Raw genomic sequence first — 15,585 nt, 5'->3', positions numbered from 1 at the left:
GATATCCTTCGTTTAAACGCTATTAAGACCTAAACTGCTTACTTCTACAAGGTGAATTTATTACCTTATAAATTATTAAATTGACTCGCGCCACTCGCTATTGCAGCTTTCGCTACAGCAGCAGGGACCCTCTCTTTTAAGCGAGGATCGATAGGCTTTGGAATAATATAGTCAGGTCCAAAATCCCAATTCACAACTCCTGGGTAATTGTCCTTCACTACCTGAGGAACAGGCTCATGCACCAATTGACGAATGGCTTCAACAGCTGCAATTTGCATGGCCTGGTTAATGCAAGTGGCACGAACATCTAGCGCACCACGAAAAATATAAGGAAAACATAATACATTATTAACTTGATTAGGATAATCACTTCGTCCTGTTGCCATCACCAGATCTTTACGTACACTATGAGCCAATTCGGGTTTGATTTCAGGATCAGGGTTAGATAAAGCAAAAATCACTGGATTGGGCGCCATCAAACTTAATAAATGAGCATTCAGCAAATCTGGCCTTGCAACGCCAATAAACACATCGGCATCGACCAAAGCATCTTCAAGTGTACGACAGGAAGTATTTCTGGCAAAAGCAAACTTGTAGGGATTTAAATCCTCGCGGCCTGAATGAATAACGCCCTTGGTGTCCAGAAGGAGCATGTTACTTTTGGGAGCCCCTAATGCCACAAGAAGTCGCATAGAAGCAATACCAGCAGCTCCAGCACCCATGCAGACAATTTTAATATCACTTAATTTCTTGTTCTGTAGTTCCAAAGCATTTAACAAACCAGCTGCAACTACAATCGCAGTACCATGCTGATCATCATGGAATACAGGAATATTTAACTGCTCAATCAAAGCTTGTTCTATTTCAAAACACTCCGGAGCTTTGATGTCTTCAAGATTTATGCCGCCAAAAGTTGGGGCAATGCGTTTTGCAGTAGCAATAAAAGACTGAGGATCCTCTGCATCAATTTCTATATCAAAGACATCAAGATCGGCAAATCGTTTAAATAATACCGCTTTGCCTTCCATCACAGGCTTACTCGCTAAGGGCCCAAGATTTCCCAAACCTAACACTGCAGTACCATTGGTCATCACCGCAACCAGATTGCCTTTGCTGGTAAAACGATACGCATTTTCGGGCGCTTCAGCTATGGCTAAAACTGGGGCAGCTACACCAGGTGTATAAGCCAAAGACAAATCGTCTTGGGAATTAGTCGATTTTGTAAGATGAACAGAGAGTTTCCCTGGAACAGGGAACTCATGATAATCCAATGCCCGCTGCTTTATTACTTCATTATCCAAAGTGCATACTCTCTATTTCAGATCACGCGGTGAAAACATCATATCAAAAATTTGAATTTTTAATTCTCTCTTAGAGAAAAGGCACAAAAAATTTGTGCCTTTGTTAAAAACTCAAAAATTAAAATATTATTCTTTTGATTTGGCTTGCCCAGTACGCATATTATACCTGTCACGGAATTTCTGAACACGGCCACCAGTATCAACCAACTTTTGTTTTCCTGTATAAAAAGGATGGCACATTGAACAAACTTCTATGTTCAAATCTTTACACAAAGTAGAACGAGTTTCAAATACTTCACCACAGCTGCATGTTACTTTAACTGTTTGATAATCAGGATGAACTGATGCTTTCATAATACCACTCTCTTCTAGTTTCAAATAAGTATCGCCACCTGGACGCTATTGCCAAGCACCATACTCTACACAAATGAGTCAAAACAATAGCAGAAATGATCTCATAAAGCAATTTTTTCTCAAACACCTCGGACATTTATAATTCTAACTCAACCCAAACCGGCGCATGATCGGAAGGCCTCTCTGCTTTTCTTGGTTCTTTATCGATTTTGGATTGTCGGCATAAAGCGTTTAATTCATGGCTCAATAGCACATGATCAATGCGCAAACCACGATTACGTCGGAATGCTGCGGCTCTATAATCCCACCAGCTAAACGCTTTTTCTTCCTGAGCAAAATTACGGAAACTGTCATGTAAACCCAATTCAAGTATCTTCATAAATGCTTGCCTTTCAGGAGGGCTGACCAGAACACAACCTTCCCATTCAACTGGATCATAGACATCCCGATCTTCGGGCGCAATATTAAAATCACCCACAACTGCTACTTTAGAATAAATGCTTATCTCATGTTGGATGAAACGAGTCACTTTATTTAACCAATCCAGTTTATATTGGTACTTGTCTGAAGTCAGTTCTCCACCATTGGGCACATAAAGATTAATCAATCTGATTCCTTTTACCGTAGCAGCCAGGATACGCCGCTGGGGATCTTCCAATTCTGGAATATCGGTTTGAATATCTGTCATAGGATATCGACTAATAATGGCCACCCCGTTATAAGTTTTCTGACCTGAAAAAATGACGTGGTACCCTTTGTCTATAAATGAAGCAACAGGAAAGTTGTCATCGGTCAGCTTAGTCTCCTGCATAGCAAGCACATCAACTTGTGAAGACTCAAGCCATTGCAAAACCTGTTCCAGACGGACTTTTAATGAATTAACATTCCAGCTAGCGAGTTTAAACACACCAGTCTCCCTTGTATTCAATCATTAAAGGAGCATGATCCGAAAAACGTGCTTCGCGAAAAATTCGGCTGTCCGCGACATATTCAGTCAGACCAGGCGTAATCACCTGGTAATCAATCCGCCACCCGACATTCTTTTCCCAGGCTCTAGCTCGATAAGACCACCAGGTATATTGCTCTTCTTCCTGATTATGTACCCTAAAGGCATCTACAAACCCCATAGAACCAAATAACTCATCCATCCAGGCACGCTCTTCGGGTAAAAATCCCGAGTTTTTCTGATTTCCTCGCCAATTTTTTAAATCTATCTTTTTATGAGCGATGTTGTAATCACCACAAATGATTAATTCTCTTCCCTCATTTTTTAAATTCATCAAGTGTCTGGCAAATTGCTCCAGAAAAGCATATTTCACTTCCTGCCGATCATCACCACTTGTTCCAGAAGGCAAATAAAGAGAAACCACACTTAATTTAGGGTAATCAAATTGGATATAACGCCCTTCTTTATCACAATAATCAAACCCAAGCCCTTTCACAATACGCATGGGTTTATATTTTGAATAAATGGCAACCCCACTGTAGCCTTTCTTTTCAGCATCAAAATAATCACAAAAATAATCCCTTGGAAAATAGAGTTCTTCAGGGATTAATTGCTCTACTTGCGATTTCGTTTCCTGAATACATACAAAATCAACATCCTGCCCTACAAGCCAATCATAAAATCCATTACGGGCAGAAGAGCGTATGCCATTGGCGTTAAAACTAATTACTTTCATTACTTAGGGTACTCCGCTGTCATTACTGAACAGTTAAATGTTAATCTTATCAACCTTATGATTCTTCCAAGCATCTGACAATACTCTCAAGTACGTCCCCAGTTCTCAATAACACGTCATCATTCCAAAACCGCAAAACCTTATAACTTAATGTGCTAAAATAGGCGCTCCGGTTTTTATCATACTCTTTATTTAAAAGATGTTGTCCACCATCCAGTTCAACAATGAGTTTTCTCTGAATACAAACAAAATCGACAATATAATTCCCAATAGGAACTTGTCTTTTAAATTTGTATCCTTTTAATCGATGTGCTCTTAGATAGTACCATAAACAATTTTCAGCATCAGTGCTCCTTTTCCGGAGAGATTTTGCTTGTTTCAATAATTTAGCATCAGCTGGAACCACTTATTCCCCTCTCCCCACCCCTCTCCCGCGAATCATACCCAAATTTTTTTATACAATTTCTTTCGCGGGAGAGGGAGTTTTTGTTTAAATATCAGGCCAATTACTACAATTTTCTTTAAAAATACCAAATTACATCATTGCTCATAAACAAAAAACTTATCACTCTAAATCAATGAGCTCTCATAGCCATCAATTTAGAAAACTCTAGTTTTAATTAATCATTCCCTCATCTATTTGGAGAGAAGATATAGTTTAATTAATCATTCCCTCATCTATTTGGAGAGAAGATATAGTTTAATTAATCATTCCCTCGCCTATTTGGAGAAAAGATATAGTTTAATTAATCATTCCCTCGCCCCTTTGGGGCATACTCTTATACATAAGTTATTCTAACTCAATGTATGAAAGGTTTCCCAAGCCAAAGTAAAATCTTTCATGCGTTGTAGACCAATCCACATGACTTTTGTTCCAGGGAGGCCATCAGAGCCTCTTCCTAAATGTCCTCCAAATTTTGCGATCATTAAAATAATTTCATAAAGTTTAGGTGGTTTTTTTGGTGGTTTTTTCTTTGTTGCCATGGCATAAGTGGCTTGCCATTCGTTATCTTCAAAGACTGTTGTACAGTCTATATCAGGGCAAGTTCGTCCCAACATTGTTAAATAAAATACCCGCCATGCCACTATCATATAAAAAGCGATGCAATTAAGAGTAGCCTCGTAAGTTTCAAATCGTAATTCCTCTATCTTGCATCCACTCTTTAAAATTTTTATGTACATTTCTATTAACCACCTACATAAATACCAATTAACAATTTCAACTGCCCGATCCAGTGTTTTTATAGGGACACTTGTGATTAGAAACCATTCAACGGGTTGCTCCCCTTCTGGTGTATTTATTTCTTTGCAGTGTACAACCTGAATTTCAATGACGTTCAATTTTTTGCTTTTTCGACGAGGAGGCCTTAAAGAAACACTACATATACGAATCTCCTGTCTAACGCTACGGGCTTTTCGAGTATGTCTTTTTTTGCAATTTCTATAGGAAGTGCCTGCGGGAATTTCAAACTCTATGGTGCCAAGAACACAAGCTTTGCTAACTTCTTTTTTAAGAAGTAACTCGAATTGATTTGTTTCTTCATTCAAAACAGCTCTATCATGCTGACAACGTATAAGCCAATAGGCTTTATTTTCTTCGGAGGGAAGTTTTTCAAGAACCTCATAAATATCTCCCTCTCTATCGGAAATACTGACAACCATTGTATCGGGTACTGCCAGTGCAATTTTATTCGCTGCATTATAGCCCTTAAGCCAACAATAGGTTTCCTTTTCCTCAATTGACTTTCCCTTTCTACTATTCCTCGTACCAATCTCTTTTCTTATCCAATGCTGCATTTCTACTACGCCCAAACAAACTCGTTCTGGCGTAAATGCAATGCTTGGATGTAAATATAATCCCCGGCTTCTCTCGTTGGAGAGATAACCCATGCCTGACAATGATTTTCTACCTGTAAAATCTACCTCTGTTGTGTCTTGGGGAATTAGAACTATCTTTTCTGCTTTTATACGTTCTAGTGTCGCTTCAGAATGGGGTAAAAGAATTGATTCCGGATTTACATTCACATGGTTAAAAAACCGGTAGGCTGCCAGTGTTTCATTCCAACTTTGAAATGTAGTTGGAATGCTTGCATTTGGTGAGCTAAGTAACCCGCTTAAGATATCTCCATAACGCTTATCTAACCGCTTATCACCGAAGTTCGCTTCCTTGGATTCATTAATAATCCATTCACAACTAGCCATCTAAGTTCCATATAAAAAATATGAATTTTACATGGATTAATACTTATGTATAAGAGTATGCCCCTTTGGGGAGAGGGTAAGGGAGAGGGGTAATCAACCCCTAAAACCCTCTCATCAAACCTTCAGACCCATTGCTACACGTCCCAATCTTTCCCCCAGAGCTTTAGCCAATGTGATCTCATCTTGACTTAATGGATTCTCGTTATCACCACCAGCCACATGGGTTACACCATAAGGCGTACCACCAGACTGCGTACTGGTTAGGGCAGGTTCAGTATAAGGAACACCCAATAAAATCATGCCATGATGTAGCAAAGGAATCATCATGGAGATTAAGGTAGTCTCCTGTCCACCATGCATACTCGCTGAAGAAGAAAACACACAAGCCGGTTTGTTCACCAGATCTCCACCCAGCCACAAAGAAGTAGTTCCATCCCAAAAATACTTCATTGGAGCAGCCATATTACCAAAGCGAGTAGGACTGCCTAAAGCTAATCCATGACAATGACGCAAATCATCCAAGGAAACATAAATTGCGCCAGCATCGGGAACCGGCTTATCCACCGCTTCGCAAGTGGTAGATACAGGAGGTACAGTGCGTAACCTGGCTTCAAGCCCAGACACACTTTCCACACCACGAGCAATATATTGAGCTAATTGTGCCGTTGAGCCAGTGCGAGAATAGTATAAAACCAAGATATAAGGATTAGACATGATACTGCTCCATAGCGTTTTTTGCCTTTTTTCATCATTTTAATAACGTGAAATGAATTGCAAGGCTTATTATCGAATGAACGCATGAGTATATAGCAGCGAGAAAAATGTCGCGAGGATATTTTCCAATTAATAAAACATTGGTGAATTACATATTCACCAATGTAATGAGTTCATCTTACTGTTCTACTATCAAGTTTCCATTAGCGATCATTTGATTCACAATATCATGGGAATTGTTGGTAGCGAAAACAGCTGTTAAATCCACGTCTTCTAATATAATCGTTTGCGCTGGAGCGTCAAAATTTCCATTACCATTAGGGTCTACTTTAATGGCTGTGTCGCCCTCTTCTGTGGTAGAAACATTCAGATAATTATCCAAACTATTGGTTTCCAGATCCGCATCAGATAGCAAATCACTTAAGTTAAGGACGCTGGCATCTGATGATTGATCAACAGGATTTGCTTTGAAATCGGTAATAGTATCCACACCACCATCATCGTCGCCACTTAACCAGAAGAAGGTATCAACACCACCACCACCTGTCATCGTATCATTTCCTTGACCGCCTCTTATAAAATCGTTTCCGGTAGTTCCATGTAGAACATCATTGCCATTACCACCGTTTAATTGGGGATTATTAGCCAACATGGTAAGGCTATGATCATCAAGCAACAAATCTTGAACAACGTCGTCATGCATGACCGTCTCTTCTGCCTGATCCTCTGTTGGTTGTTGTTCTTGTACTTCTTGAGGCATTTGAGCCTGTTGATCATAATAGTACAAAGAAATATTATGTTCATCCATAAAATCATTAATCACGGCATTAACTTCTTGCGCCATTTCATGATTCGCCTCTGATTTGACTGAAGAGTCATCAACAATACGCTCTGTTTGCAATGTAGCCTGATGAGATGTGTCTGTAACATTGTTATCTTCCCAATTCACAATCACAGCAGAAAGCTTGTCTTCAAAGGAGTTGAGTTGTTCATCCGTAATATCTCCATCAGCATAAGCCTTAAGAACAGCACTCATGTTTTTAAGAGCATCTAATGGCAAATACCCTATCAATGCCATTTCAATAGCCTGGGCATATATACCTTGGGTCACATGCTGTATCTTGCTGATGGCCGTCAGAGCATCTTCTCCGGGCGCAAGAGTCAAAATACTGGCCTCTAACGCTTTCTGGCTGGTTGCCATATAGTCAATCATATCAGATGTAACCAGAGCATCTAATCCCAAATAATTTGAAATGGACTGCAAGAAACCCTCATCGCCAAAATCAGCGACTACCCCTTCAGGAAGTTCAAGCAATGCCTTGCTAATTGCCTCAAAGACAACGAATGAAACATGACCTTCATCGGTTGAATAGTGTATTGCGGCTATTTCAGCAAACTGAATGGCAGCTGTCATTACACCTGCGTTTTGAGCCAGCACTTCACCACTGCCAGTAATCGGATTGAAACTAATAATTTGTGTTCCCTCTGGTAAGCCTAAGCGAGCAACCAAGGCAGCATTAGCTGTCTCATAATCCATGCCGGCTTCTAGCTGCGCTTGCAAGAGGCTTGTCAAGGGCGATATAACTGCTGAACCTACTGGCCCGTAAAGATTTATTTCATAGCTAAGACCTGTATCTATATCAAAACCACCGGTTTGAACAGCACGAGCCTCGCCTATAACATACTGGCCATCACCGTTGACATCGAATTTAGAAAGGTCAACGACCCATTCCACATGGCCATACTGGTCAGTGATACCTAGTCGTTCTCCTTCATCTTCCTGATTATTGGCATTTAAATCCAGATACAAAACGGCACCAACGATTGTGCCATCAATGGTAGCTGTGCCGCCGCTTATAACCACTCCGTTCAAATGAGTTTTTCCAGAATCATTCAATAAAGCGCCATTAGATAATGTCATCTTAAAGTGTTCTGTAGCAGCATCAGAATAATTAACCGTTATAGTATAAGTGTTAGAAACCGGAGTGGATACACTGACACCCGTAATGTTATTACCGTTAATAACAATCTTATCAATGTTCACTTCAAAGTCTGTAATAGTATCGATCGGCGCTGCGCCTGCACTGGCACCACCTTGTCCTTTCACAAGCACGAATTGATCAGCGCCTGAGCCACCAGTGAGTATGTCATCACCCAATCCACCAATAATGACATCGTCTCCGGAACCACCATCTAAAGTATCATTTCCACCTAATCCACTTATTGTGTCATTACCCTCCAATCCTTTGATTGTATTGGCACTATTATTTCCAGTTAGAGTATCATTAAATTTGAAACCAGTTAGATTTTCTATATTAGTAAGTGTATCCGTTCCTGCACCAACAGTGTTTTGTGCAGAACCGGTATTTAAGGAAACAGTTACACCTGCAGTGGCGTCAATGTAAGTAGCTGTATCATTGCCTGCACCACCATCTAACGTATCATTACCAGCGCCACCAGCAAGAATATCATCACCATTACCACCACTTAAAGTATCATCCCCACCTAATCCAATCAGTATATCATTACCATCATTACCAATAATCGTGTCATTCGAGGTATCTCTACCTAATAAAATCTCGCTTCTGTAGGTTCCATCTAACGTATTTTCCCCTGCTTGTGCACGATCCAGATCAACCTTAGCGGTCGCTGATTGAGAACCTGTCGTATTAGTGTACCTAAAAGGATCAGATGTACTTCCATTGTAGGTACCATCCGCTGCACTATTAGATTCTTCGGTAAAAGCTACAGAACCAGCGTTGAGAACTACAGTACCTTCAGCAACTGGTTGTGTCACACTGCTGACTGAAGACACCCCATTTCCACCCGTATCATTGGCCAATAATGCCCATGTCGGTATAGAAATAACATCTCTACCACTTACAGCAGGTTGGTTAGTAAGAATCAAATCATCACGAACTACCAAAGGATCATTAGTTCCAGGAAGATTTATATTAATAGTTATTGCAGCTGCTGAAGTATCACCATCATTATCTACTAATACATAGTTGATTATACGGTTTATTGCATTAGTAATATTTGCAGGCGGAGTAAAAGTATAACTACCATCATCCATATCTATAGTAAATGATTCGCCTGTACTAATTGTTACTGTTAATACATGTGTTGAATTATTGTATGAATAAGTATTTGAGCCTTGAGTAGCAGAACCACTCGTAGATACAGAACCAAGGTCAGTACTAACAGTATAAGTGATACCATTCACAGTTATCGATTGTATATGCCCACCATCTGTCCCAAAGGAAACACCAGGATTAGGATCAGAAATTATAGTACCACTGATTGGACCTGCAGTAATTGTGTTCACTAATACATCTGCTAACTGACTAATATCTGTAACAACAACTGCTGGTATATTTGCTCCATTCACACCATTAAATGCTATAGGCTCAAGATTATTAACGTCGATACCTGTTCCCATACCTAAAGCGTAAGATCTAATCCGCTCTCCTCCAGCAGATGCACCATTAGTATCTTGCAGAAAAGCTTCCCATGCTGCTTGCTCACTTGGCTGAATCCCATTTTGCGTTAATGTACCTGGAATACTAGGCCAGTCTTGGTTAACCGTTGGATTACCATCAGAGATAAAATATGACACATTTTGTGCTCCTGCTATTCTTCCATCAGCTCCTCCAACAGTACCACTGTTAAATGCGTTCATAGCTGTAATAAGCGCCGCATCAAAATTTGTATTGCCACCAGCAGTAAGTCCTAGGATTGCATTTTTTGCTGCATCTACGGTCATCCAACCAGACCCAACAGCAGTTGCGCTTGTGTTGAAAGTCACAATCCTTACCTTTACATTACCAAGTGCCTCATATTGCTCAAGCAATTCCAAAGTCGAATTGATTAATGTTTGAATACCAGAACCAGCCATACTTCCTGAAGTATCAAGGATTAGCATAAGATTCGTATCAGCTACCTCACTTGCGGCTCCTGATCTGGTTATGTCTGATGCTACCGGCGCATCGTCTTTAAAGCTTAAGGCCTGCCCTATGTTTAAGGTCGCACTGCTGCTGTCCCCGTCCTTGTCCGTAATCGTCGCCGTCAAGGTAATCAAATTCGCCGCATTCAAAGTCTTGGCTTGATCAGGACCGGTGTTGGGGCTATGCACTATCGCGCGTTGTTGGTCCAGGGTCACCACCCCTGAGGCGTCCACACTCACCTTAAACACCAGCGCGTTCGAAGTCACCGTGCGCCCTTCGATAACCCCTCCATTGTTCACCAGTTTAATGTCTTCGTTGGTCGCCGTGTCTTTCAACCCCGTGCTGCCGGCGTTGATGCCCAGGGCATAGGTGATGTTGCCAGCCCCATCGGCCCCATAAGAGGAGGTGAAATTGTCCACAAAATTCGCACTCGCATCCGTGGCCAGGAAGCTTTCATCCACCACCAGCGCATCCGATGCCGCAACCACTGCAATGCTCGGACCGTCGTCATCAAACTTCACATTGCCGCCCAAATCCAAAGACGCACTGGCAGTCGCCGTGTCCCCATCCCCATCCGTCGTCACTGCGGTGGCGTTTAAAAAGACCAGGCCCGTATTCAATATCGCTTCCTGAGCCGCGTAATTGGAACTGGCTCCCGGCAAACCGTGGTCCACTTCCTGGTGTTGCGTTAAAGTCACCACCCCACTGCTGCTGTTCACATCCAATGAAAAGATGGTGTTGCCTGTGGTAATACCCGCCTGCGTGGCTGATGTTGAACCCACCACAGAACCTGCGATGTTGTACAGGTAGATGTTGTTGCCGTTGTTATCAAGGCCGGAATCCACCCCTTGGGGCGGACACACTCAAGGCGTAAGTGGTCACCGTCGTGCCCGCACCATCGGCCCCGTAATTAGGAGTCACCGCAAAGGCGGCCGCAAAGCTTGCGCTGTCGCTGTCACTGGCTGCCCCAATCGTATCGGCATCCTGGGTGTTCAAGGTGATCGCATTATTATCGCTCACCGCCATCGTCACGCTCGGACCGTCGTCATCAAACTTCACATTGCCGCCCAAATCCAAAGACGCACTGGCGGTCGCCGTGTCCCCATCCCCATCCGTCGTCACTGCGGTGGCGTTCAAAAAGACCAGGCCCGTATTCAATATCGCTTCCTGAGCCGCGTAATTGGAACTGGCTCCCGGCAAACCGTGGTCCACTTCCTGGTGTTGCGTTAAAGTCACCACCCCACTGCTGCTGTTCACATCCAATGAAAAGATGGTGTTGCCTGTGGTAATACCCGCCTGCGTGGCTGATGTTGAACCCACCACAGAACCTGCGATGTTGTACAGGTAGATGTTGTTGCCGTTGTTATCAAGGCCGGAATCCACCCCTTGGGCGGACACACTCAAGGCGTAGGTGGTCACCGTCGTGCCCGCACCATCGGCCCCGTAATTAGGAGTCACCGCAAAGGCGGCCGCAAAGCTTGCGCTGTCGCTGTCACTGGCTGCCCCAATCGTATCGGCATCCTGGGTGTTCAAGGTGATCGCATTATTATCGCTCACCGCCATCGTCACGCTCGGACCGTCGTCATCAAACTTCACATTGCCGCCCAAATCCAAAGACGCACTGGCGGTGGCTGTGTCCCCATCCCCATCCGTCGTCACTGCGGTGGCGTTCAAAAAGACCAGGCCCGTATTCAATATCGCTTCCTGAGCCGCGTAATTGGAACTGGCTCCCGGCAAACCGTGGTCCACTTCCTGGTGTTGCGTTAAAGTCACCACCCCACTGCTGCTGTTCACATCCAATGAAAAGATGGTGTTGCCTGTGGTAATACCCGCCTGCGTGGCTGATGTTGAACCCACCACAGAACCTGCGATGTTGTACAGGTAGATGTTGTTGCCGTTGTTATCAAGGCCGGAATCCACCCCTTGGGCGGACACACTCAAGGCGTAGGTGGTCACCGTCGTGCCCGCACCATCGGCCCCGTAATTAGGAGTCACCGCAAAGGCGGCCGCAAAGCTTGCGCTGTCGGTGTCGGAAAGTACACCAATCGTCTCCGCATCCTGGGTGTTCAAGGTGATCGCATTATTATCGCTCACCGCCATCGTCACGCTCGGACCGTCGTCATCAAACTTCACATTGCCGCCCAAATCCAAAGACGCACTGGCGGTGGCCGTGTCCCCATCCCCATCCGTCGTCACTGCGGTGGCGTTCAAAAAGACCAGGCCCGTATTCAATATCGCTTCCTGAGCCGCGTAATTGGAACTGGCTCCCGGCAAACCGTGGTCCACTTCCTGGTGTTGCGTTAAAGTCACCACCCCACTGCTGCTGTTCACATCCAATGAAAAGATGGTGTTGCCTGTGGTAATACCCGCCTGCGTGGCTGATGTTGAACCCACCACAGAACCTGCGATGTTGTACAGGTAGATGTTGTTGCCGTTGTTATCAAGGCCGGAATCCACCCCTTGGGCGGACACACTCAAGGCGTAGGTGGTCACCGTCGTGCCCGCACCATCGGCCCCGTAATTAGGAGTCACCGCAAAGGCGGCCGCAAAGCTTGCGCTGTCGCTGTCACTGGCTGCCCCAATCGTATCGGCATCCTGGGTGTTCAAGGTGATCGCATTATTATCGCTCACCGCCATCGTCACGCTCGGACCGTCGTCATCAAACTTCACATTGCCGCCCAAATCCAAAGACGCACTGGCGGTGGCTGTGTCCCCATCCCCATCCGTCGTCACTGCGGTGGCGTTCAAAAAGACCAGGCCCGTATTCAATATCGCTTCCTGAGCCGCGTAATTGGAACTGGCTCCCGGCAAACCGTGGTCCACTTCCTGGTGTTGCGTTAAAGTCACCACCCCACTGCTGCTGTTCACATCCAATGAAAAGATGGTGTTGCCTGTGGTAATACCCGCCTGCGTGGCTGATGTTGAACCCACCACAGAACCTGCGATGTTGTACAGGTAGATGTTGTTGCCGTTGTTATCAAGGCCGGAATCCACCCCTTGGGCGGACACACTCAAGGCGTAGGTGGTCACCGTCGTGCCCGCACCATCGGCCCCGTAATTAGGAGTCACCGCAAAGGCGGCCGCAAAGCTTGCGCTGTCGCTGTCACTGGCTGCCCCAATCGTATCGGCATCCTGGGTGTTCAAGGTGATCGCATTATTATCGCTCACCGCCATCGTCACGCTCGGACCGTCGTCATCAAACTTCACATTGCCGCCCAAATCCAAAGACGCACTGGCGGTCGCCGTGTCCCCATCCCCATCCGTCGTCACTGCGGTGGCGTTCAAAAAGACCAGGCCCGTATTCAATATCGCTTCCTGAGCCGCGTAATTGGAACTGGCTCCCGGCAAACCGTGGTCCACTTCCTGGTGTTGCGTTAAAGTCACCACCCCACTGCTGCTGTTCACATCCAATGAAAAGATGGTGTTGCCTGTGGTAATACCCGCCTGCGTGGCTGATGTTGAACCCACCACAGAACCTGCGATGTTGTACAGGTAGATGTTGTTGCCGTTGTTATCAAGGCCGGAATCCACCCCTTGGGCGGACACACTCAAGGCGTAGGTGGTCACCGTCGTGCCCGCACCATCGGCCCCGTAATTAGGAGTCACCGCAAAGGCGGCCGCAAAGCTTGCGCTGTCGCTGTCACTGGCTGCCCCAATCGTATCGGCATCCTGGGTGTTCAAGGTGATCGCATTATTATCGCTCACCGCCATCGTCACGCTCGGACCGTCGTCGGCAAAAATAATCAATTGTCCTATAGGTATTTCTACATTAGATACATCGCCATCACTGTCTTTGGCTGTAACAACAGCTGAAATGCGACCTGTCAAATCAACCGCTTCATCATGGCTGTTGGTATCAAACTGTTTGATTGAACCATATTGCGCAACAGTAATTGAGCCGGTATTTGGATTCATGCGAATTGCAAAAACTGCAGGCTCACCAATATCGCCTGCTCGCCCCGTAATATCACCATTCGACTCCAAAAAGAGATTGATAGAAGTACCGTCAGTTGTCTGTAATCCTGAAACAGCATCGGTAATTTTTAACAAATGGGTCATTGTTGCATTTTTATAATCCCCCCCCATTTCAGAAGTACCGTTATCGAGGAGATTCGCATTTTGCACCAGACCTATGGGTATACCATAAGTATTATTAAAAGGATCCGTAGTGATCGTTGGATTAAAATCATCATTAGCTGCATCAGCATCCCCGACTTTCACTCCTACAGTTTCATCGAGCAAGATTTCATTATTGGTCAATTGAGCCCTTGCTATTGGAACATCGTCTTGAATTCCTGCAACAACTGCATTAGCAGGCAGTGTTCTTGACTCTAAAACAGTGCCATCACTTGTTCTTGTGAAAGTCACATAAATTAAAGGTGAAAGGTCTAATCTCATCCATTCGCCGTCATCGCTATCAGTTGTTGGGTGATCAATTGAATCCATTAATGTTTGAGTTAACCGTCCATCTGCTGTCAACTCAAATTGCATGACATCTCCCCCACCAGGGATTGATGCTGTTAAAGTGCGTTTATCAGGGGATAAATTATAGTCAAGGTCTATACCACCTGATTTTAATGTAGGAAGAACACTTAAATTGGTATTAAATGCAAAGGAAGCAGCAACGTCTGGTGAAGAAGTTAGCAAAGTACTTAGAGAAGAACTTGCTGTTCTTGCTTGTCCTGCTGAATCTGGAATACCACTTGGCAAAGCATCCTCAAAGACTGTTAGCACTGCTTGATTTGTAGTGAATTGAGGAATTTGCGGAGTAAATTCGGGTTCGGTAGTCAATTCAGATTCTGCAATCGCCCCTGTCTCTTCTGGCACAAACCAAAATAATTGCTGAGTGTCTGCCTCATAAGCAAAGGAAATAGGGCCGGTAGGATATCCTGCTGTGACATGTCCGAAACCAAACAAAGGATCGATAATAAAGGCATCGCCGCCTGAACCAACAGCTACCGCACCTGCTGCTGCTGAGCCGAGAACATCAAGTATGACTGAAGGATCAATACCTTTGGCTATCGCTTCTTGGACCATTTGTTCTTTTAAATCTTCCGCACCATACTGTAGTGTTGGGGAAACACCATCTAGCTTGACCGGTTTTTCTAAGGCCAGTGCTTCAGGAAACCCATGAATAAATTGTATGTAAGCCTCACCACTTAATAAAGTAAGTACATCCCCTTCCTCTAATCGAGCGCCAGACTTTACTAAGCTTGCTTGTCCTTGCACATTTACTTTTTCTAGCAGTCCATTGACGGCTCTTACTATACCGATAACAGATTCAGCTAACATGTTCTGTCCTCAAAGTTTACTATTATTCATATTAATAATAGTTCAAGGATTAAGCCTCCTTGTAGTTGAAATGTAACAAATGTGTAAACATTT

The 15,585-nt window shown here is 44.2% G+C and carries 9 protein-coding genes; all 9 read right to left on the bottom strand.

Features of this window, described 5'->3' with window-relative positions; all coding sequences use genetic code 11:
* Nucleotides 1-65 precede the first annotated feature (65 nt).
* A complete protein-coding gene (locus LPG_RS03230) occupies nucleotides 66-1,301 on the bottom strand; it encodes a malic enzyme-like NAD(P)-binding protein (protein ID WP_010946388.1) in 1,236 nt (411 codons plus the stop codon).
* 126 nt (nucleotides 1,302-1,427) lie between these two features.
* The gene (gene rpmE / locus LPG_RS03225) at nucleotides 1,428-1,655 is read right to left on the bottom strand and encodes a 50S ribosomal protein L31 (RefSeq protein WP_010946387.1); all 228 of its coding nucleotides are present in this window, start codon (nucleotides 1,653-1,655) and stop codon (nucleotides 1,428-1,430) included.
* Between the two features lie 136 nt (nucleotides 1,656-1,791).
* Nucleotides 1,792-2,562, bottom strand: coding sequence for an exodeoxyribonuclease III (gene xth, locus LPG_RS03220; RefSeq protein WP_025862491.1), 771 nt, complete (start codon nucleotides 2,560-2,562; stop codon nucleotides 1,792-1,794).
* Nucleotides 2,555-3,337 carry an exodeoxyribonuclease III gene (locus LPG_RS03215; protein WP_010946385.1) on the bottom strand — a complete coding sequence of 261 codons (783 nt, stop codon included), beginning with the start codon at nucleotides 3,335-3,337 and terminating at the stop codon, nucleotides 2,555-2,557. Before LPG_RS03215 ends, xth begins: the two co-directional genes overlap by 8 nt.
* Nucleotides 3,338-3,392: 55 nt before the next feature.
* Complete coding sequence (locus LPG_RS03210) at nucleotides 3,393-3,743, bottom strand: endonuclease domain-containing protein (RefSeq protein ID WP_025862488.1); 351 nt, start codon at nucleotides 3,741-3,743, stop codon at nucleotides 3,393-3,395.
* 389 nt (nucleotides 3,744-4,132) lie between these two features.
* Nucleotides 4,133-5,539 (bottom strand): IS4-like element ISLpn6 family transposase, encoded by a 1,407-nt coding sequence (locus LPG_RS03205; protein ID WP_010946384.1) that lies wholly within the window; start codon nucleotides 5,537-5,539, stop codon nucleotides 4,133-4,135.
* A gap of 114 nt (nucleotides 5,540-5,653) precedes the next feature.
* Nucleotides 5,654-6,253: an NAD(P)H:quinone oxidoreductase gene (wrbA, locus tag LPG_RS03200; protein WP_010946383.1), complete on the bottom strand. Its 600-nt coding sequence runs from the start codon at nucleotides 6,251-6,253 to the stop codon at nucleotides 5,654-5,656.
* A 178-nt stretch (nucleotides 6,254-6,431) separates the two neighbouring features.
* Nucleotides 6,432-11,063: a DUF5801 repeats-in-toxin domain-containing protein gene (locus LPG_RS15410; protein WP_164919818.1), complete on the bottom strand. Its 4,632-nt coding sequence runs from the start codon at nucleotides 11,061-11,063 to the stop codon at nucleotides 6,432-6,434.
* Entirely contained in the window at nucleotides 11,029-15,492 is a 4,464-nt protein-coding gene (gene rtxA / locus LPG_RS15405; protein ID WP_010946381.1) for an enhanced entry virulence factor RtxA, read from the bottom strand. Before rtxA ends, LPG_RS15410 begins: the two co-directional genes overlap by 35 nt.
* Between the last annotated feature and the right edge of the window lie 93 nt (nucleotides 15,493-15,585).

The sequence above is a fragment of the Legionella pneumophila subsp. pneumophila str. Philadelphia 1 genome, from assembly GCF_000008485.1.
Classification (GTDB): domain Bacteria; phylum Pseudomonadota; class Gammaproteobacteria; order Legionellales; family Legionellaceae; genus Legionella; species Legionella pneumophila.
The sequence above is the reverse complement of the archived record's forward strand: the minus strand, read 5'-3'. Positions and strand labels throughout refer to the sequence as shown.